The 20,207-nt window shown below is 51.1% G+C and carries 21 protein-coding genes; 10 read left to right on the top strand and 11 right to left on the bottom strand.

Going from position 1 to position 20,207, the window contains the following annotated elements; translation table 11 throughout:
* Positions 1-80: 80 nt before the first annotated feature.
* Positions 81-1,364, top strand: a complete 1,284-nt coding sequence (locus tag FA91_RS19060; RefSeq protein WP_051937336.1) for a site-specific integrase — start codon at positions 81-83, stop codon at positions 1,362-1,364.
* Here FA91_RS19060 and FA91_RS19055 read toward each other — a convergent pair.
* A complete protein-coding gene (locus FA91_RS19055; RefSeq protein ID WP_034918379.1) occupies positions 1,346-1,597 on the bottom strand; it encodes a helix-turn-helix transcriptional regulator in 252 nt (83 codons plus the stop codon). The two genes, FA91_RS19060 and FA91_RS19055, sit on opposite strands and share 19 nt — an antisense overlap.
* Before the next feature lie 129 nt (positions 1,598-1,726).
* Positions 1,727-1,990 (bottom strand): helix-turn-helix transcriptional regulator, encoded by a 264-nt coding sequence (locus FA91_RS19050; RefSeq protein ID WP_034918376.1) that lies wholly within the window; start codon positions 1,988-1,990, stop codon positions 1,727-1,729.
* A gap of 121 nt (positions 1,991-2,111) precedes the next feature.
* Here FA91_RS19050 and FA91_RS19045 point away from each other — a divergent pair, with 121 nt between their 5' ends.
* The gene (locus FA91_RS19045) at positions 2,112-2,375 is read left to right on the top strand and encodes a helix-turn-helix transcriptional regulator (protein ID WP_034918373.1); all 264 of its coding nucleotides are present in this window, start codon (positions 2,112-2,114) and stop codon (positions 2,373-2,375) included.
* A 285-nt stretch (positions 2,376-2,660) separates the two neighbouring features.
* Here FA91_RS19045 and FA91_RS19040 read toward each other — a convergent pair whose 3' ends face one another.
* The gene (locus FA91_RS19040) at positions 2,661-3,536 is read right to left on the bottom strand and encodes an integrase domain-containing protein (protein WP_034918371.1); all 876 of its coding nucleotides are present in this window, start codon (positions 3,534-3,536) and stop codon (positions 2,661-2,663) included.
* A 1,440-nt stretch (positions 3,537-4,976) separates the two neighbouring features.
* On the opposite strand from FA91_RS19040, the gene FA91_RS21130 reads away from it, so the two are divergent.
* The gene (locus tag FA91_RS21130; RefSeq protein ID WP_156103106.1) at positions 4,977-5,153 is read left to right on the top strand and encodes a hypothetical protein; all 177 of its coding nucleotides are present in this window, start codon (positions 4,977-4,979) and stop codon (positions 5,151-5,153) included.
* A 239-nt stretch (positions 5,154-5,392) separates the two neighbouring features.
* On the opposite strand, the gene FA91_RS19025 is transcribed toward FA91_RS21130, so the two are convergent.
* From FA91_RS19025 to FA91_RS19000, 6 genes are all read right to left on the bottom strand, one after another.
* The gene (locus tag FA91_RS19025) at positions 5,393-7,693 is read right to left on the bottom strand and encodes an SIR2 family protein (protein WP_034918364.1); all 2,301 of its coding nucleotides are present in this window, start codon (positions 7,691-7,693) and stop codon (positions 5,393-5,395) included.
* A 536-nt stretch (positions 7,694-8,229) separates the two neighbouring features.
* Positions 8,230-9,372 (bottom strand): sn-glycerol-3-phosphate ABC transporter ATP-binding protein UgpC, encoded by a 1,143-nt coding sequence (ugpC, locus tag FA91_RS19020; protein ID WP_034918361.1) that lies wholly within the window; start codon positions 9,370-9,372, stop codon positions 8,230-8,232.
* 19 nt (positions 9,373-9,391) lie between these two features.
* Positions 9,392-10,198: a carbohydrate ABC transporter permease gene (locus FA91_RS19015; protein ID WP_034918359.1), complete on the bottom strand. Its 807-nt coding sequence runs from the start codon at positions 10,196-10,198 to the stop codon at positions 9,392-9,394.
* Between the two features lies 1 nt (position 10,199).
* A complete protein-coding gene (locus FA91_RS19010; protein ID WP_034918357.1) occupies positions 10,200-11,060 on the bottom strand; it encodes a sugar ABC transporter permease in 861 nt (286 codons plus the stop codon).
* A gap of 52 nt (positions 11,061-11,112) precedes the next feature.
* Positions 11,113-12,378 (bottom strand): sugar ABC transporter substrate-binding protein, encoded by a 1,266-nt coding sequence (locus FA91_RS19005; RefSeq protein ID WP_034918355.1) that lies wholly within the window; start codon positions 12,376-12,378, stop codon positions 11,113-11,115.
* Positions 12,379-12,406: 28 nt separating this feature from the next.
* Positions 12,407-13,420: a Gfo/Idh/MocA family oxidoreductase gene (locus FA91_RS19000; protein ID WP_034918352.1), complete on the bottom strand. Its 1,014-nt coding sequence runs from the start codon at positions 13,418-13,420 to the stop codon at positions 12,407-12,409.
* A 314-nt stretch (positions 13,421-13,734) separates the two neighbouring features.
* Here FA91_RS19000 and FA91_RS18995 point away from each other — a divergent pair, with 314 nt between their 5' ends.
* Together FA91_RS18995 and FA91_RS18990 are read left to right on the top strand one after the other, a co-directional pair.
* On the top strand, positions 13,735-14,451 hold the full coding sequence (locus tag FA91_RS18995; protein WP_051937334.1) for an N-acetylmannosamine-6-phosphate 2-epimerase: 717 nt from the start codon (positions 13,735-13,737) through the stop codon (positions 14,449-14,451).
* Between the two features lie 5 nt (positions 14,452-14,456).
* Positions 14,457-15,326, top strand: a complete 870-nt coding sequence (locus FA91_RS18990; protein ID WP_034918347.1) for an ROK family protein — start codon at positions 14,457-14,459, stop codon at positions 15,324-15,326.
* Between the two features lie 4 nt (positions 15,327-15,330).
* On the opposite strand, the gene FA91_RS18985 is transcribed toward FA91_RS18990, so the two are convergent.
* Positions 15,331-16,104, bottom strand: a complete 774-nt coding sequence (locus FA91_RS18985) for a GntR family transcriptional regulator (RefSeq protein WP_034918345.1) — start codon at positions 16,102-16,104, stop codon at positions 15,331-15,333.
* A 177-nt stretch (positions 16,105-16,281) separates the two neighbouring features.
* On the opposite strand from FA91_RS18985, the gene FA91_RS18980 reads away from it, so the two are divergent.
* Both FA91_RS18980 and FA91_RS18975 read left to right on the top strand, forming a co-directional pair.
* Positions 16,282-16,620, top strand: coding sequence for a zinc ribbon domain-containing protein YjdM (locus FA91_RS18980; protein WP_034918342.1), 339 nt, complete (start codon positions 16,282-16,284; stop codon positions 16,618-16,620).
* Positions 16,621-16,716: 96 nt separating this feature from the next.
* On the top strand, positions 16,717-17,334 hold the full coding sequence (locus tag FA91_RS18975; protein ID WP_034918340.1) for a trimeric intracellular cation channel family protein: 618 nt from the start codon (positions 16,717-16,719) through the stop codon (positions 17,332-17,334).
* Here the strand turns inward: FA91_RS18975 and ligB are convergent.
* Positions 17,331-18,989, bottom strand: coding sequence for an NAD-dependent DNA ligase LigB (ligB, locus tag FA91_RS18970; protein ID WP_343205759.1), 1,659 nt, complete (start codon positions 18,987-18,989; stop codon positions 17,331-17,333). The two genes, FA91_RS18975 and ligB, sit on opposite strands and share 4 nt — an antisense overlap.
* Here ligB and FA91_RS21255 point away from each other — a divergent pair.
* From FA91_RS21255 to rpoZ, 3 genes are all read left to right on the top strand, one after another.
* Positions 18,976-19,155 carry a hypothetical protein gene (locus FA91_RS21255; protein WP_034918336.1) on the top strand — a complete coding sequence of 60 codons (180 nt, stop codon included), beginning with the start codon at positions 18,976-18,978 and terminating at the stop codon, positions 19,153-19,155. The genes ligB and FA91_RS21255 overlap by 14 nt on opposite strands.
* A gap of 95 nt (positions 19,156-19,250) precedes the next feature.
* Positions 19,251-19,874, top strand: coding sequence for a guanylate kinase (gene gmk, locus FA91_RS18960; protein WP_034918334.1), 624 nt, complete (start codon positions 19,251-19,253; stop codon positions 19,872-19,874).
* A 53-nt stretch (positions 19,875-19,927) separates the two neighbouring features.
* Positions 19,928-20,203, top strand: a complete 276-nt coding sequence (gene rpoZ / locus FA91_RS18955) for a DNA-directed RNA polymerase subunit omega (protein ID WP_034918331.1) — start codon at positions 19,928-19,930, stop codon at positions 20,201-20,203.
* Positions 20,204-20,207 lie beyond the last annotated feature (4 nt).

The raw sequence follows: 20,207 nt of genomic DNA, 5'->3' as shown, positions 1-20,207 counted from the left end.
TTTATAACCTATGTACTACCCACTTTTTCCCGCAGGCCTCAATTGACGGGCGCTGGCGGGATACCTTAGGGAGGCAGAGCATGGGAACGCTGACCGTTAAAACCATACAATCCATCCTGAAAGCAAACCGTCCCGGACGTTACAGCGACGGTCAGGGGTTGTACCTGATGCTGCCGCAGCGCGGCGAACCTTACTGGATGCTGCGCTATACCCTGCACGCCAAACGCCGTTCACTCTCGCTGGGCAAGCCGTCCGACCTGTCGCTGGCTGAGGCCCGCTCTCAGGCCGAAGACGCCCGCAGAAAGGTCAGGAAAGGCGACGATCCCATCGCCGAACGTAAACGCAACCGGCCCGCAAGAATCCATACCGTCAACGATCTGTTTAACGACTGGAATCAGGACTTGGTGCGACGCCTTAAGCACCCGCATATCCCTCAGCGGATCTTCGCCAGAGAGATCGCGCCACACATCGGCGAGCTGACGTTAGGCAAGGTCACGCCGCTGGATGTGCGCGCCATCATTCAGCAAATCACCGCCAGCGGCAGGCCCTGCACCGCCAACGATGCGCTGATGTACCTGAAACAACTGTTTAATCACGGCATTAAACTTGGGCTTCTCGTCCATAACCCGGCGGCGGCGTTCAAGGTGGACGATGCGGGCGGCATTGAAAAAAGCCGCGACCGGGCGTTGAGTCTGGAAGAGTTGACGCAGGTTTTTCAGGTATTCCGCAACCAGAGCGACAGCTTCACTCGCGATAACTATCTGGCTTGCGCATTACTGATCGTGCTTGGCGTGCGCAAAAGCGAAATGACCGAAGCGCTTTGGATTGAATTTTCCCTTGAAGACGCGACGTGGGAATTGCCTGCGGCAAGGAGCAAATCGGGCGTCGCTATTGTCATTCCTTTGCCCCCGCTGACGCTGGAATGGCTGCGGGAGTTGAAGATACGCGCCTGCGGTTCAGCATATGTATTCCCCAACCGCCGGGCCAGCGGTTCGCCGCATATGGGCAGCGATACCCTCAACCGGGCAATCGCCAAACTTTTCGGCCGCGAACCGGGAAGGAAAATTCAACCGCCCAACCGCATGGGAGAACTTGAACCGTTCACCGTACACGACCTGCGCCGCACCTGCCGCAGCCTGCTGGCTGCGTTAGGCGTTCCGGGCTATGTCGCTGAACGGTGCCTTAACCACAAGCTGAAAGGTGTTGAAGGGATTTACGATCGATATGATTACTTTGAGGAACGGCGGGAAGCGCATTGTAAACTGGCAGACCTCGTTAAGCCGATTATTGAGAATAACGAGCGGCACAGCGTTTCGAACGAACAGAGCAATAACGTAGACAAGCGCTATTTTTTCGTAGGGTGATAATTCAGAATGATTTCGGCAAGATCGTCTTCGACGGTATAAAAATAGCAGGCAGGAACATCAAGCACCGCCGCCAATCGGCAGGCAAGATCAAAATCAGGCGTATGCACACCGCGCTCATATTGGTTCATCCGCGCGCTGGCCGTGGCTTCATCAATACCCGCCAGAACCCCAAGCCGCTGTTGCGACAGGCCCGCTCTTAGTCTGGCTTCTTTTAAACGATGTGGCAGCATGAGGATCCCGACTTACACGATATGTAAGCCGTAGTTTTCACGCTAACCTATTGAAAATATACTAAGCATTACTTAGTTATACTTTCTCAACTATGCGTTCTTATTGCTTAAATCCAGAAAGGGGGAAATTTAAAAAGCGTCGGTATTTTTCCGGCGGGCGTAAGTAAGGATGATTTCCGCTAAATCATCTTCAACGGTGTAAAAATAACTGGTAGGGGTATTCAACACAGCGGCTAACCTGCACACCAGTTCAAAATCAGGAGTATGCACGCCGCGCTCATATTGATTCATCCGTGCGCTGGCCGTCGCCTCATCGATACCGGCGAGCACACCAAGCTGCTGCTGCGATAAACCGGCTTTTAATCTGGCTTCCTTCAAACGATATGGCAGCATGAGAATCCCGACCGACTTGATAACCAGCGGTGATTTTCATGTTTGCCTGTTGAAAATGTACTAAGTATTACTTAGCATTAGTGTTGAAAAATTATTCTGTCTCTACGAGTAAGGAGGAAGCATGACTAACAAAATTGATATGCATCCGGCAGACATAGTTGCCTCATTACACAAGAAAAAGATCACGATGGCAGCGGTATCCCGGCAGGCAGGATTAAGCTCTTCAACGCTGGCGAACGTGCTTACCCGCCCGTGGCCGAAAGGCGAATTTCTGATCGCGGAGGCATTAGGTATTCATCCGTCGGAGATCTGGCCGAGCCGCTACTTCGATGAAGAAGGCAACCTGATTGAACGCCACAAGCAGATCAGAAAAAGATCCGCCTGACTTCCCCCATTTTCACCCGACTTGCAGACGGATAATGCTTTCCCCCACCAGAAAACGACGATCTGACGCTCAACCCCGTCAGCATGCGGTTTTTGGTCATTACCCCCACCTGACTCCGCTATATACGTAGATAGTGGGGGAACCCGGTTTTTTGGGGCCGGGTTCCCCCATCAGTACCACATAGGTAACACTTAATTCCCCATCTCAGCGCCAATCTGATCTTTTTCCCTGGCTGGCGGGGTTACCTGAAGAACGTGAACCGATGGGCCAGCCAGAGGAAAGGGCCTATGCCGTTCTGCCGTAGACCTGCTGCACATACCGCCCACGTCCATCTCCATGCCCTAAATCCATCGACACCAGCGCGCTTGCTTCCCGGTTGCTGAAACCCTGCTGCCGGTAATAACGCATCGCATCCTGTGCCCATGCATAACGCAGGCTGTGGGGGGAGTATTGCCCTTTGAGTCCTGCCAGAGCGGTTTGCGAGCGCCAACGGTTCATGGCGCTTTTCAGATCCGGTTTATCAATCAGCCGACCGTTGCGAGTAGCAGCAACCGCCAGCGCCTGATTCACCGTCTGCGTTAACGCTTCCCGATCCAGCACCCGCGTTTGCCGGGACCGTCCGCCTTTGGTGCCGAAAACTACCGTCAGTTGTTCGTCGCCTCGCTCCAACGCGGCGGCCCATGTCTGGAGCGACTGCGAACACTGCACAGCTTCTTGTGAGCGCAGGCCCATCATTCGTGCCAGTTTCAGCGTCAACGCGAGTCCGGCGTCTTTCTGTTGCAGGGTTGCCAGCGCCGCCCGATAGCGCTCCGGCGTAATCGCCTGCCGCGTGCCGTCCCTACTGGCGCCGCCCAGACCTAACTCCTTGTTGCTCAGCCGTTCCGCATCCGCCAGCTTAGCCCGCCCGGCAGTACGCAGCATCACCCGCACCGCCGCCATCTCGTTATGCAGCGTGCGCAGAGTAATTCCCTGTTCTAACCGCCCGGCGATATAACATTCGATATGTTTTGCCTTCAGATGCTGCACCTTGCGGATCTGAATATTCAAAGACAGCAGATGACTGGCAAGCCGCTCTGCAATTTTTAGCCGGTCATGTACCGTCTTATGGCTGCCGCCGGCCTGTCGGGCCAGCGCCTGCATTTCCCGGCTTAATCGTGACATATGCAATCCCCCCCATCCTCAATAACCTCTGTTCTCCGGCGCACAGCGATTCACGACACGGATTTACCGTGCCGCACTGAACAATACCTGCGCGCCGGAGCAGCAGCGGTTGAGGTATGGCGGGGATATCGGTTATGCACTCGGTGCAGCCGCCTGCATCAGCAGGATGATCCCCTCAGGCTGAAAGCCTGTCTCAGGTATTGGTTCAGTTCTCCTCTGATAAGTGGGTTGATGAGAATTGGCGCAGAATATGTGCGTCAGATGACAGGTCGTGCCGGAAAGCGCTGTAGCACAAGGGCTGGCGCAGAGTTCGTTAGCGGCGTCACTTGCAACGGCTTTGCGCCGTATGAAGTGACGCCGCTGCCTCATGGATGCATTCGCTGAGGCAGCAAAAGGCCGCGGACGATTGCGCCAGCTATAAAGGGTGTTGTACGCATCAGTGCGTATGCAAAAAGCAGTTGCTTCACGAAGAACAAACGGGATGCGGCCCTAGGGCGTTGGGATAAGTCAGCTACCATCGCCGCAGCGATCACCCGCAAATTGATAGCGAGGCGGGTTGGGAGTCGATCACACAGGTTGGGCCTGCGCGTCGCCTTCAAGGTCATGGCAACATGGGATGCTACTTGCAGCAGCGATGTGACAACGATAATGTACTGCGCTAAGATCTGTACATCAAGCGGCTAACGCGCTGCGCTTGTTGGCTCCTAAACGGATTTCCATTCCATAGAAATCCGTTTAGGAGCGCGGGAGTCCACAAACAGTATGATGAAAAATTTTGTAAATTACCGAATAATGATCCATCATCGTAAGATGGATATACTAGGATCGAAATTAATTTTAAAAAAACAGGACAAAAACACATTATATTATTTAATTAATAACCCATTATCTAATAGTATCTATCCCAAAAACACAATAATAACTAAAATACTAAAAATAGCTCAAGGAAAGCTCATCACGGTGAACAAAATACAAAAAAAGATTTAATGAGATAAAGTTACAATCAGAAGATGTAATTAAAAGCGAATACAGCACCCATACATATATGTTTGGAACTAATGCACATATTGATGAAAAAAATTACTAAGCTGGTTAACAAAAGCAGAAAGTATAATTGAAAATTTATGCGGTAAAAACTCTACATACTACAGTGCGTTTCATGATGCAAAAAATATAAAATCCTATGAAACTAATTTAAAAATATTTAATAGATTACTAGCTATTTTTGTTTCAATCAAGGAGGACTATGAAAATGGTTATCTGACATCTTATAAATCACTAATTCAATCTGAGGTTTTCGATAATGAGTTAGAACAGGCGAAAGAACTTTTAAAGTCTGGATATATATCCGCCGCCGTAGTTATTGCAGGAACTGTATTAGAAACAAGTCTAAGAGAGCTCTGCGACAGAGAGTCACTTCCATATGGAAAACTAGATAAAATGAATGCTGATTTAGCTAAAAAAGGAGTATACAATACTATACAACAAAAGCAAATAACGGTAATAGCTGGAATAGTAAATAGTGCGGCTCATGGGAAAACGGATGAATTTAATAAAGATGATGTATCGATTATGATAAGTAATATTGAGAGTTTGTTAATTAGCCATATGAAATAAATTATTTAAAATTGTTACATCTATGATATAAAATCAAGCGTGGAGAAGATGATCACTATAGACAATTTTTTCATTATCATTCAATACGATATGGATTAGCTATCGCTTAATCCGACAGCGTATTGTAGCAAAGTGCGACCAAATCGAACAGTCGACTAAAAGCGAGTAGCGGTCATTAACGCTGCCAGCAGAAGCACAACTATACTGCGACTTTCTAACTGGCATTGTTAACACAAAGCTTATCTAAGGGAATTATCTATTTGTTGTAAAAGACGTCTGACATTTCTAATACTATTGTCCTTATTAGCTTCTTCTCCCAACCATTCTTTTGATTTCTCGAGATATCCTCTTGCTGTTTGATTTCTGTACTTCCTCCAGTATTTTAGAGATTGGTCAGCATATGACATTGCATGGAATGCCTTCCTCATATCGGCTGTGTAGCATTGTTCTAACGACCCCATGCTCTCATCTAGAGCTTTTCTAACGTCATAGGAGTCTGTTCGATTTATGTTGGCTTTAAACTTTATAATTGCATAGGAATTTCTTACAGACCAATTCCCACTTCCACTTTTAGCAATAGCCTCATCGATGACTATAAATGCTCTCTCGTGGTTACCTCTCCGACTCAGATAGAGAGCCTTTTGCTGTAAATTAAACGGGGAATTGTGCTTTCTATATATTACATCATAAATTTCTTCACCATGTTTTGTTTGAGGAAAGGCCTTTTCAAATAAGCGAGCATCATAGGCTCGTCTTTTGAATGAATCGTAATTAGGTATGCAATAGCGTGACACATTCATGTGAAAGTTAGTCAGCATACGCGCGAGGTCTTTTTCTGGTGCAATTGTTGCTATGTGTTCAGCTAACAAGTTTGATCTGATTGAAAAATAGTCTTGTTCGCTGTCAGAATATTCACCAGCATATTCTGACAAACAACTACTCAATATACCAATTAAAGAATATATTTCCTGAGGATTGATAGCACCCTCTTGGAAATAGCTGCAAAGGATATCCATAGAAGTGACACTTCGACTATTATGTAGATAACAGACTAGCAAGAAAATCTGTACCAGTTTTTCATCTTTTTTCTGAAGCTCATTTAAGACATTTTTGAATCTTTCTTTAATACTTGGCGTACGGCAGTTCTGCTCAATCAATTCAAATAATGAATCACCTTCTCGAAGCCTGAAATTTTTTCTGGACTTCAAGTCAGCGGGAATATTGTCTATTATCCCTTGAGCATCAGCTTCAGTTAGTTGCGTAATATCGACAATCTCGATATTTCTTCTAAGAAAATTAGCCCTCGATGCTGACAAATACGCGTAATCGCGTTCAGCAATAACCATCTTAATGTTAGACTTCACAGAAAGGTTATTAAGTGCATCCATCGATGTTTGCATATTATCCACAAATAGAAGTGTGGGTGTATTATTTATACGAGAAGAAAGAGTTTCTGCTTTTGAAGGTGATATATCAGAAAGAAATAGTTTAACTCCATTAAAATTGTGAAAGGCTGCTATCTGCATAAGAAGCGTAGATTTTCCTGTAGCTGGACCTCCAGTAATCAGAACATTTTTACCACTATTAATATATTCCTCTACAAGTGAGTAATAATGCAATCTAATTACACGCGAAGAATATATATCGCTCCAAGAAGGATTTGCCCCTTGGTAAAAATCATTTATTGACCTCCTTTCAATATCAGAATGAGATGGAATTGAGTATTCTGGGAATGGATTTTTATGCTGACTAGTAGTCAGTTCTTTAACCACCAATTCCTCAAATGAGGCCAAGTAATCTAAGAACGTTTCTGTATCTGAGCGAATTATTTTAAGATCTAGTGATTGATAATATTCAATTTCTCCTTCGTCAACATGGTCGGGATGAACAATTACCCATGAGTTTTTCCTGTTTTGATCATCTAATGAATCAGCGAAAACCTGTAGGGTTCCAGCATCTCTAAGTGCATATCCCCAAAAAAGAGTTGGAAACTTGTTCATTATAGATTTCAAATAGTTCCATTTTGCAGGATCGTTCGAGAACGCATTAGCAATATCCAGATCTCCAAAAATCAAAGATGATTCAGTGTCACAGACTGCGCCATGAAGGTAAAAATAATCAATAGCATATTTTTCTCGAAAGCTAACTCCATTGAACATTGTATTGTTCACATACTTTTTAGGATTACCCTTGAATATGCATTCAACTAGATTGTCTACATTGGTTGTGAAAATATTTTTTATATTTATATTGGCCAGATTTTCATATTTCTTGCTAAAATCTCCAACTTCAAATCGGGATCGGATATAATTATTAAGAATATCTCTTTTAGAACGAGAAATCAGCGTGCAAAGCTGGGGTAGCTGTAAGGTAGTCGGAGACCCTGGAAACTCCTTTAGTATTTCAATTCTAAGACCGTCACCAATAGGAAGTGGTCTCCCGCTTCGGTCAGAGGACAGAACGGAAAAGCCCGCACCAGTAAATATATTAATACCTTCGCGCAAACTTCTTTCAAATGTATTTATGCTTTCTATTTCCATAACATTTTCTCTTTCTATAGTTACTTGATATTAACGTTTATTCAACTAATCATACCTGTTTAAATATAGCTCACTCACCTTTGTAAAGGTGATGCAAGATGCATAAAAATAAATTTATCTTTAATATACAATGAATTGTTGTAGCGAGATATTTTGATGTTGCGACAAATATAAGAATTATTAGGTTAACAAACGAGATATTTCCTCGCAACATCCGTATGCATTCACATTAGGAATTGTCAAAAGAAACTTCTACCTATTGGCACTGAGCCAACTGTGAGATCTAACTGGAGCCAAACAGCCAGTTACATTCCTTAACCTATGAAGCCAGATAACGACTCTACAAGCCTATAAATATCCTAACCCAAACGGGTAGTACATCGGGTAGTAAACCGCCCTAATCACAGATAAAATTCTACTAACAAACTAATTTTTAATAATTTTATTTCATATTCAATAAACAGATTCAGAATATCGAGTAACACCCTTTCCGCCCACCTTCCGGTGGGCGTCTTTTCTTCGCTATACGCCGTAAATCAGGCTGAAACCGCCGTTTTTCGAACCTTTTCCGAGGTGCGCTGAAACGCCTCGCCGTTACTGTCAAACAAATGCGCATGGTGCGCAGGAATCGTCAGCCCGACTTCGTCGCCCAGCAACGGCAGCCGATCGCCTGAGTAACGAATGACCAGCGGCTCAGCGCCCGCCACGTCGACATAAAAATAGGCCGCTTCGCCCAGGTGTTCAATGTGTTGCACACTGCCGGATAAATGCGCCTGCTCAGGCGCACAAAGCTGCACGTGCTCAGGGCGAATACCAACATTGACCGCGTCGCCCACGTTTGCCGCAGCGGCATTCACCTGCACGCCGATCGCCTTACCGTTAATCAACCGCACGCTGGCGGCCTGCGTATCACCCGTTATCAGTTCACCGGGCAGAAAATTCATTTTGGGTGAGCCAATAAAGCCCGCCACAAATTCATTCACCGGATGATGATAAAGATCGAGCGGATGACCAACCTGCGCCACAGAACCTTTTGTTAACATCGCCGGGCCGCTGTTCAGCAGGACAATTTTGTCCGCCAGAGTCATGGCTTCCACCTGATCGTGCGTCACGTAGATCATTGTGTTTCCCAGCCTGTGATGCAGCCGGGCTATCTCCACGCGTGTGGCGACGCGCAGTGAAGCATCCAGGTTGGAGAGCGGCTCGTCGAACAAAAACACTTCAGGATCGCGGACAATAGCGCGCCCTATCGCCACGCGCTGGCGCTGACCGCCGGAGAGCGCCTTCGGCAGGCGCTGCAACAGTGGCTCCAGTTGCAGGATTTTTGCAGCATTCATCACGCGCCGTTCAATCTCTGCTTTCTCTTTTTTCGCCAGTTTCAGGTTGAACGCCATGTTTTCGTAAATCGTCATGTGCGGATAGAGCGCGTAGCTCTGAAAAACCATTGCCACCCCGCGCCCGGCGGGCGGCAGCGTATTAACAACGGTTCCGCCGATTGAAATCTCCCCGGCGCTGATGGTTTCAAGACCGGCAATCATTCGCATCAGCGTTGATTTTCCGCAGCCTGACGGCCCGATAAACACGCAAAATTCGCCGTGTTGAATTTCAAGATCGACGTTATTAATGACCTGCGTATCGTGAAAGCGCTTAAAGACATTTTTCAGACGAATGGTGGACATCTTTTTTTCCTCGCGTGCGCTATTTCACGCCGCCCATGGTCAGGCCGCGTACCAGATGCTTTTGCACCAGCAGCCCCAGAATCAGCATTGGTAACATCACCAGCGTTCCCGCCGCCGTCAGCGGGCCCCACTCCGTTCCCTGGAAGGTCAGGAACGACGTGATGGCAACCGGCAGCGTCTGCGTTGCGTCGCCGGAAAGCGTCAGGACAATCTGGAATTCGTTCCAGATAAAGAACAGCGTCAGTACGCCAGAGGCCGCCAGGCCCGTACGGGCAAGCGGCAGCATCACGCTGCGAAAGATCCGCCACTCGCTGGCGCCATCCACCAGCGCCGCTTCGCGCAGTTCGGGAGGAATATCCTCAAAAAAGGTCGTCACCATCAGAATGGTAAAGGGCACGTTTGCCACGGTATAGACCACAATCAGCACCAGATAGCTGTCCGTCATGCCCAGCGTGGTGATGAGGTAATAGGCCGGCAGCACCAGCATGATGACCGGCGCAAAACGCAGGCTCATGATGAAACGCTTCGCGCGTCCTTTCCGCTCGATAAAAAACACCAACCCATAGGCAAACAGCGCGCCGAACAACAGGCAGAGCAGCGTTGAAACAAACGAGATAAACAGGCTGTTGCCAAAGGCGCGAAGGAAATCGCCGTTGCTCAATACCTGCCGATAGTTGTCAAGAATGGGCGTAAACCACAGCTTTGGCGGCATGGCGAACGCGTCAATATAGGTTTTTAATGAAAGCGTCACCAGCCAGTAAATGGGCAGCAGAAAGAACGCGAGGATCACCGCCAGCAGCAGATAAAAACCGATCCGTTTAATCATTTTACGCCTCCTTCATGATGCGTTTGCTGGCAAACGAAAGCACCACAATCACCATCAGCGTATTCAAAATAGCGATGACCACCGCTTCGCTGATGCGGAAATCCTGAAAACCAGTCAGATACGCAAACATATTGGTGGTTTCCGTGGCCAGCGCCGGCCCACCGCGGGTCATAACGTAAATCAGGTCAAAGGATTTAAAGGCGTCGATCATGCGCAGAAAGAGCGCGATCATGATGATGGATTTCATCATTGGCAGCTTGATAAACGCCAGCAGCCGCCAGCCGCGCGCGCCATCCAGCTCCGCCGCCTCCAGCGGCTCAGTCGGTAGCGCGTCCAGCCCGGCGGACACCAGCAGAATGATAAAAGGCGTCCACTGCCAGACATCGGCCAGGATCAGCGATGCCATGGCGGTTTGCGGGCTGCCCAGCCAGTCAACGGGCGCCAGGCCCACCAGGCCAATCAGCCAGTTAAACAAGCCGGCATTAGGATCGTAAAAAATACGCCATATCAGGCCACCCACGATCGGCGTGACGATCATCGGCAACAGCAGCAATGCTCTCACCAGCCTGCGGCCAAAAAAATCGCGGCTGATAAATAGCGCAATGGCGCAGCCCAGCACCAGCTCTACCGCAGTCGAACCCGCGACGTAAACCAGCGTGTGCCAGAGGGAATACCACAACCTGGGCTGTTGAATAACGTCAATAAAATTGGCCAGCCCGACAAAATCGAAGGGCGGCGGCGACATCAGATCGATATCGAAAATAGCCAGGTAAATGGCATAACCCAGCGTATAGAGCGACACCGCCAGCAATAGTATCAACAGCGGAAGCGTAAAAGCCTGCTGCGTCAGTTTTACTTTCATAACTTTCCCAGCGAGATAGTGGGCGCCGGGGAAACGCCCCCGGCGAATCAGGTTAACGGGACAGCGCCTTGTCGTTGCGGCTGTTGGCTTCCTGAAGAGCGCTCTCAACCGACTTCGTTCCCGCCAGCGCCTGCGACAGCGCAATGCCGGTATTGTTGATAATCTGCGTGGCCTGCGGCACGGTTGGCAGATAGGCCGCATTGCCGTTTTTCAACGCGTCCAGCATGCCATCTTTGAAGGCGCCATAGCGTTGGGTAAAGGCTTCGCTGTTTATCGCGCCAAGCGAACTGACGCCCGCATTGGGATTCAACTCAACGGACTTCATCTGCGTCTGCTGGCTGGTCGCCCAGCTGACAAATTTCCACGCCGCATCCTGATGCTTACTGGCGCTGGCAATATAAAGCCCATGAACCTGGAGCGCGCCGCTGTTGCCCGCATGGTTTCCAGGCTGGGCCGGAACCGGCGCATAGCCCACTTTACCGACCACCGAAGACTCCTTCGGATCTTCGTTAAAGCCGCCATTTACCGTGGAGTCGATGGTCATCGCCGCTTTGCCCTGCTGAAAAACCAGGCGGTTTTCCTGCCAGCCAAAGTTGGCCGCGCCGATTGGGCCATAATTTTTCAGAATATTAACAAAGGCATTGGTCGCTTCTGTCGCCTGCGGTGAAGCCACCGCCGACTTCCCGTCTTTTATCCACTGGCCGCCATATCCCCAAAGGAACGCCGCCCAGGCAAAGGTGTTCTGAATGCCTTGCGCACCGCGCAGCGTGATACCGGCCACGTTGCCGCCGCTTTTCTCCTTGATGGTTTTCGCGGCGGCCGCCAACTCGTCGAAGGTTTTCGGTACGGCAATGCCATACTGCTGGAAGAGATCTTTGCGATACATCAGGAAGGTGCTTTCACCGTAAACCGGCAGCCCGTAATAGTGCTCTTTAAAGCGCAGCGTATCGGCATAGCTTTTAACGAAATCGCCAGCGTCGAAAAACGCCGTGTCGGCTTTCATCCACTTATCCACCGGCGTGATATAGCCTGCCGAGGCGTAACCCACCGCGTGAACCCAGTCATCCATGACCACGTCGTATCGACCGCTGCGGGAAGAGAACGCCAGCAGCGCTTTTGAGGTGAGATCGCTGTAGGGCACAATTTCCGCCTGCACGTGGATGCCGGTTTGTTTTTCAAACTCTGGCAGCAGCGCCTTAAGAGAATCACTGGTGCTGTGCCCTTCCAGCAGCACGCGAAGCGTTTCCTGCGCGGTGACCGGGCCTGTCAGTAACAATGCGCCAAGCGCGGCGGCGATTCGAATCGTTTTCATGTTCATCACATCCCCTGGTTATAACAGCAAAAGGTCAGACCCGAACGATCTCGCCGGTGCGGGCAGATTCCATGATCGCCAGCGTAATGCGCAGCGCTTCGTTCGCCTCTTCGCCGGTTGCAACAGTCGTGGTGCCGTTACGCACGTCGCTGGCAAACGCCATCAGCTCTTCGCGCAGATCGCCTTTAATTTCGCCCTGGCTGAGCGGCCAGTGCTGTGTGTCGATATAGCGGTTCATACTTTCACTGGCGTGGTAAAGGCCGGATTCGCCGCACTCTACTTCCAGTAAACCCTGCGTGGTGAGGATCGACATTTTGGCATCAAGCAGCGTGCGTGAACCGGCCGGAAGCGCCCAGGCACTTTCAAGATTCACCACGCTGCCGTCGGCGAAGCGGATAATGGCGAATACCGCGTCTTCCGTGCCCAGATGGCCCAGCCGCTTATTGGTGGTTTGCGCGTAGACGCTGACCGGTTTGGTGTTCTCCAACAGCCATAGCACCATATCGACATCATGCACCGTGACGTGCAAAGGCAGCGGTAAACTGCCGCCATAGCGTGCCGGGCCTTCAATCGCGGGACTGTTACGACGCGCGGCAATGTGGCTGATCTCGCCAGCCTCACCGGAAGCGATGATTTCTCTGGCACGGGAGTAGCGCGGATCGAACCGCAGTAAAAAGCCGATACCCAGTTTTATACCGGCATCCCTGGCTGCCTGAACAATTGCCTTGCCGTCATCCAGCGTTGCCGCGATAGGCTTTTCAAGGAAAATGTGCTTCCCTGCCTTCGCCGCAGCCAGCGCAGGCGCAAGATGCAGGTCATCTTTTGTGCAGATGCTGACGATATCAAGATCTTCCCGCGCCAGCATGTCGTTAAAATCTTCATAGCAGTGCAGATCGGGTATCCAGGCCTTAAGCGCTTCACCACGCGCCCTGTCAGGATCGGCAACACCAACAACCTCGACGCCGTACATCTGCTGCCAGACCCGGGCGTGCATCGCCCCCATAAAGCCTGCGCCTGCGACGCCGACCTTGATAACGCCCTCTTTCATCTCATCTTCCTCTGTGCCTGATTGATTAAATCGCATCGTGACGTTGACTCAGCGTCTGATAGCAGACAGCTATTCAATTACCATGCCAGAATAAATCCAGATAGATACCAGAAAAGAAACCGCTTAAATTTAAGTAACTTACCCTTAACAGGCGCATATCCGTCTAATTTCAACCTGTTATACGTCTCGTCAGGAACGCTTGTCCAGTATAATTTTAGTGCAACTGAAGAAAATACGAGCACCATCACTGTGCATACATATAATTTTAAAATACCAATTTACAAATCTGGTATTATTGTGGTTATGTGTCTGTCATGGCGGTTAACCTAAGGAAGATCAGAACAGTGATTGACATAAACCAGCTGAAAAACCGGCTTGTCGTCTCCTGTCAGCCCGTGACAGACGGGCCGATGGATCATGTTGATATCGTGGTGGCGATGGCAAAAAGCGCTGAGGCGGCAGGCGCCAGCGCGGTACGCATTGAAGGCGTTGAGAACGTTCGACAGGTGGCAAACAATTTGCATATTCCCATCATTGGCATTGTGAAACGCGATCTGGATGATTTCCCTGTGCGTATTACGCCATTTATTGCTGATATTACCGCGCTGGCCGGGGCGGGCGCTGACATTGTGGCTTTCGATGCCACCCGCCGTGCCCGTCCGGTGGCGGTGGAAGAACTTTATCAGCACGCTCGCCGGTTAGGGTTGCGGGTTATGGCGGACTGCGCCACGTTAGACGACGGCATCAACGCGGCGGCGCTCGGCTGCGATTTTATCGGCTCAACGCTTTCTGGTTACACTGCGGAGACCGCCGATCAGCCGATGCATCGTCCGGATCTGGAACTGATCGGCGCGCTGGCAAAACGCGGCTGTCGCGTCATGGCTGAAGGACGTATTCGCGAACCGGCTCAGGCGGCGGCGGCATTGCAGGCTGGCGCGTTCGCTGTCACCGTCGGCTCGGCCATTACCCGCATAGAGCATATTACCGGGTGGTATCGAAGCGCGCTGGATGACGCGGCGAAAAGAGGATAACACCGATGATCCTGGCCCTGGATATTGGCGGCACCAAGCTTTCTGCGGCATGGATTGAAGATGGCCACTGCGTGGCGCGCCGTCAGATAGCTATGCAGTACAACGAAGCGGCGTTTTTGACGGCGCTACATAAACTGACGCGTTCCGACTACCCGGTCGAAAAGGTGGCGGTAGCCACTACCGGCTATCTGCGCGACGGACGCGTATGGTCGGTGAATTTGAATACTATCCCTTTCTGGAAAGGCTTCCCGCTTGCTGACGTACTGACACAGCGGTTCAACTGTCCGGTAATTATGCTTAACGATGCGCAGGCGGCGGCGTGGGGAGAATACCTTCCCCGCCGTTCGCGCATCCGCAATCTGCTGTTCATTACGCTCTCCACCGGTGTGGGTGGCGGCCTGATTTGCGACGGAGAACTGCGTTCCGGCCCGCACGGCCTGGCGGGGCACATAGGCCATGCAACCGTCAACGTCTCACCGCTGGATGAAACAGAGAGCCGCTGCGGCTGCGGGCGGCAGGGCTGCCTTGAGCATGTGGCTTCCGGTACGGCTCTGGCGCGCCAGGCAACGGCGCTGTTACAGCAACCGCTTGACAGCCGTCAGCTTTTCGCGCTGGCGGCCAGCAATCCACAGGCAGAGGCTATTTTATCGAATGCAGCGCGGGCAGTGGCGCAGGCTATCGCCGATACGCTGATGCTGGTGGATATTGAAGAGGTGGTCATTGGCGGCAGCGTGGGCATGGCGGACGGTATGCTGTTGCGTATTCAGCAGGCGCTGAATACCTTTCCGCCGCTGTTTAACCTGCCGGTAACGTCTGCCGCAGGTGGGGCCGATACGGGGTTAACCGGCGTGGCTGACTGGGCGGCGCGGCGGTAAGCGCCTACTCCGACGGTATGACATCGCGCTGGAGTTCTACCAAAAAGTCGTAGCTGTCTCCGCGATACCAGGTATGTGTGTATTCAATTGGCCGACCATCTTCCAGATAGCAGTGACGCTCGACGTGTAATGCAGGACTTTGCAACGGCAACTCCAGAAGCTGGCTGTGCTCACGCGAAAGAGGCTCGGCACGAATACGTTGCAGTGCACGCACCGGCAGGGTGCCCTGCTGCTGAAACACGGCATACAATGAGTGAGTAATGGCCGCCGGCGAAGGGATAAACTGCTGGGGGATCACGGCAATTTCAACGGCCATTGGCCGCTCGTCAACCGTGCGCAGCCTTTTTAACCGCCATACCAGCGCGCCGGGCGATAAACTGAGCGCAATGATTTCCGACGGCGAAGCCTGAACTAACTCTTTTTCCAGCCAGGTTGCACCAGGCTGATAGCCACGCGACATCATATCTTCACTGAAGCTGGTCAACGATGAGAGCGGTTTTTCAACTCTTCCGGCCACCGTGCTTCGCGCGCCGCGCCGCTGCACAATAATCTGCGCCTGCGCCAGTTCACTCAGCGCGCGCCGAACGGTAACGCGCGACAGGCCCAACTGTTCTGACAGTTCGCGTTCGCTGGGAATGGCATAACCTGCTTTTAACTCACCGCTTTTCACCATTTCCCGAAAACCATTTTCCAGGCGCTGGTAAAGCGGCCCTGCGCCGCGATTTGCCTTACCGCAGTGCTGTTTCAGTGTATTAATGATTTTTTTATCCATGCCCATCACATCGGTGATCCACCCGTCAGGCAAGATTACCTGATTTTTACCTGCTTCGCCCGATCTCTGCCGGTTGTCGCAACCGTGAACTTTGCTTCTGGCACGGGGAATTTTTTATAGGTTTGCCGCAGCTGCCAGGCTAAAATGCCCGCTATTTTATTATGGATTACGTTGAGGCTTACTATGCAAACCCTTCCTCCCTGCCCGAAATGTCAGTCTGAATATACCTGGCAGGATGGTGCCATGTTTAACTGCCCGGAGTGCGGACACGTCTGGTCAGAAGAGACTGATGCCGCGTCGGAAGAGGCGCTAATCGTTAAAGACGCCAACGGCAACCTGCTCGCGGATGGCGACAGCGTTACGGTGATCAAAGACCTTAAGGTTAAGGGTAGCTCCACCCCACTTAAGATCGGCACTAAAGTTAAAAGCATTCGTCTGGTTGAAGGCGATCACAATATTGACTGTAAAATCGACGGCTTTGGCCCAATGAAGCTTAAATCAGAGTTTGTGAAGAAAAACTGATTTCTGGCATGTCAGCCGCTAGTGAACGCCGCCGCAAGGCGGCGTTTTATTTCTTATCTCATCAGGCTTGCTAACAACTTTCAGCAGGAAGGGCCTATGTTACTGACTGTACTTTATATTATCGGTATAACAGCAGAGGCCATGACCGGCGCGCTGGCCGCCGGCCGTCGTAAAATGGATATGTTCGGCGTGATTATCATCGCTTCCGTTACCGCTATTGGCGGCGGTTCAGTCAGAGATATTCTCCTTGGTCACTACCCTCTCGGCTGGGTGAAGAACCCCGAATACATCATGATCGTTGCCGCTGCGGCAGTTGTTACGACCTGGCTTGCGCCACTGATGCCCCATTTACGCAAAGTATTTCTGGTGTTGGACGCGCTCGGGCTGGTGGTGTTTTCTGTTATCGGCGCCAATGTTGCCCTGGAAATGGGGCACGCCCCACTTATTGCCGCCATCAGTGCGGTCATCACGGGCGTTTTTGGCGGCGTGCTGCGTGATATGTTCTGTAATCGTATTCCGCTTGTATTCCAAAAAGAGCTTTACGCTGGCATCGCGTTTGCCTCCGGGTGGCTCTATATTCTGCTGCTGAAAACGCCTTTTTCTCATGAAGTCATCGTCACTATTACCCTTCTGTTTGGCCTTTTCGCGCGACTTATAGCGCTGCGGTTCAGGCTTGGTCTGCCAGTTTTCAATTATCCTCATGCGGATCACTAGTGAGGGTTAATCAGATTCTCCTGCAAAAATTCGATCAGCAGCCGTATTTCCGGGTTATCTGTAAAGCTGCGGATCTGCTGCGATCTTTTACGCCCGACGCCCGGAAAGGTCTGCCACGCTTGTTCGCTGCGGCTCAGCAAAGTCGACCAGCTGTCGTCACCCATGGCCTTAAGTGCTACTTCCGGGATCGGTACGCCCAGCGCCTTCACCCACCGTTGGAAAGGCATCTGCCTGCTGAGAGAAAACTGGTGATAGACCTGCAACGCACGAGAAGGTGTTATTCCTGTCTCAGTTTGCAATCGATCAGGCGTCAGCAGCAACCATGAGAAAAGATGGTCAATCTGACCCGCCTGAATCAGACGCATCCAGAAGCTGCGATTGATACCATGCAAATTAAGAACGTTTTGGCTGCTCAACCAAACCAGCCTGGCGAGAAACTGCTCGCGGCATGCCGGCGTATATCTCAGACAACTTAATGGATGAAAGCGCGTGGTATCCGGCGCATCAACGGCCTCGCGGTGCGTCACGCGCCAGATCACGTCATCCAGACGCGGAATTCCCTGCCCTGCCAAACTGAGCGTAACCTGGTCGCCGGGCGCAATGTCTCGGGTTTTCCAACGCTGCACGGAACCAACGCTCACCCGGCCCACCAGCTTATCATCCAGCAATATTGGCTCCAGGTTGAGCACCACGCTGATTTTGCCTGTGCGGCCTGTAGAAAATTCAACCGAGCGGACGATCGTGCTGGCGCTTCGTGGCGTGTATTTCCAGGCAACCGCCCAGTCACCGCCGCCTGGCTGCCAGTAACGCCCTGCGGGCGGCGAGCTGTGTATTACCACACCATCAGTAACAAAAGGCAGCGGCTCGTTAAACCAACGCTCACGCCAGTCAGCTACCGCTTCAATCGTCTGTACCGATTTCGTCCAGTCGGCTGCAAGCGTAAAGCCTGCTTCACTCAATTTATTGATTCGCTCACGCATATTCGCCGGGCCATCCGGCCAGGCCCAGACAAATAGCCCCACATCGTTCAGCACTTTGGCAGGTTCACTACGCCGCATTGCGCCCGCAACAACTCCTCGTGCATTGATACCGCCCTGTATGGCCTGACGGTGGTCGGTCTGCCGGAGAAAGAGTTCGCCCTGTAGTATCAGGGTGGGATCGCGCAGAGGGATTTGCCGGGGAATAGCAGAAATGTATGCGGCCTTATGAGTCCAGTTTTCGCCATGCGCGCCGTCGCCACGGCTGATGAGCTTTACCAGTTTCCCGGAGTGGTAATGGAGCGTGACCGCCACGCCGTCGATTTTAGGCTGAATCCACAGATCGCGTTTTCCATCCATCCACTGTGCCACTGCCGCCCGATCGGCGAGCTTACGTACGCCGACGTGCGCTACCGGGTGAAGCACCTTTCCTTCTCCCGGCAGTGCAGGCTGGCGCAAAGGATTTTCAGGATGGAAACAGCGCTGCCACCCCTGAAAGGTCTGCTGAAGCGCGTCATACTTTTCATCTTCAGTCTCGCTTTCGCCCCTCTGGTAATAAGCCTCATCCCACGCGTGTAACTGTTGTTCTAAGGCAGCCATCTCCTCTTCTGCACGCGCGGGCGTCCACACCGGGCATTGTGCTTTCAGATAAGGGCAAAACAGTATGAAAAACAGCATTAAACTTCGCATCCCTGCGGCCTCTTTTTATTCACTTGCGATGATTAAAACGGAGTACGTACTGGAAGGCGAAAGCAAAAATGAAAAACCGGAAGGCGTTACGCAAGGAATGTGCGTATACCATGAAAAGCAACATGGCTGCCGCGAGCCACTTCGCAACATCTGATAAAAAAAGCATCAGCATGCTTGAAACGCTGCACCCGCCGCGCCAGCCGTGTATACTGTGCAGGAAACAGACTTCGATTGGCATATCAAGAAAAAATGGCTCAAGGCACGCTTTTTATCGTTTCTGCACCGAGCGGTGCAGGTAAATCCAGCCTGATTCAGGCGCTGCTGAAAACGCAGCCGCTGTATGACACACAGGTTTCTATTTCCCACACCACACGGGAAATGCGGCCCGGTGAACGGCATAGCGAACACTACTACTTCGTCACTCATGATGAATTCCGCGATATGATTCAGGAAGAAGCCTTTCTTGAACATGCCGAAGTGTTTGGCAACTATTACGGCACCTCACGTCGCGCCATTGAGCAGGTTCTGTCCACCGGCGTGGATGTGTTTCTTGATATCGACTGGCAGGGCGCTCAGCAGATCCGTTCAAAAATGCCGCAGGCACGCAGTATTTTTGTTTTGCCGCCGTCAAAGGATGAATTAGACCGTCGCCTGCGTGGCCGCGGTCAGGACAGCGAAGAGGTTATTCGCCGCCGCATGGCGCAGGCCGTGGCGGAGATGAGCCACTTTGCAGAATATGATTACCTTATTGTGAATGATGATTTTGATCTGGCGCTGTCGGATTTAAAAACCATCATTCGCGCCGAGCGCCTGCGTATGGGACGTCAAAAATCCCGGCATGATGCGCTGATCGGCAAACTATTGGCAGACTGAAAACAACTCAGTATGATGCCCAGTCATTTCTTCACCCGTGGAGTATCACAATTATGGCACGCGTAACCGTACAGGACGCAGTAGAAAAAATTGGTAACCGTTTTGACCTCGTTCTGGTAGCTGCTCGCCGTGCGCGTCAGATGCAGGTGGGTGGGAAAGATGCGCTGGTTCCCGAAGAAAACGACAAATCAACCGTTATCGCGCTGCGCGAAATCGAAGAAGGTTTGATCACTAACCAGATTCTGGACGTACGCGATCGTCAGGAACAGCAAGAGCAGGAAGCCGCCGAAATTCAGGCCGTTACCGCTATCGCTGAAGGCCGCCGTTAATCAT

Source organism: Erwinia sp. 9145 (genome assembly GCF_000745075.1).
Classification (GTDB): domain Bacteria; phylum Pseudomonadota; class Gammaproteobacteria; order Enterobacterales; family Enterobacteriaceae; genus Erwinia; species Erwinia oleae.
Note: the sequence above shows the minus strand (reverse complement) of the source record. Positions and strands in the feature narration are given on the sequence as shown.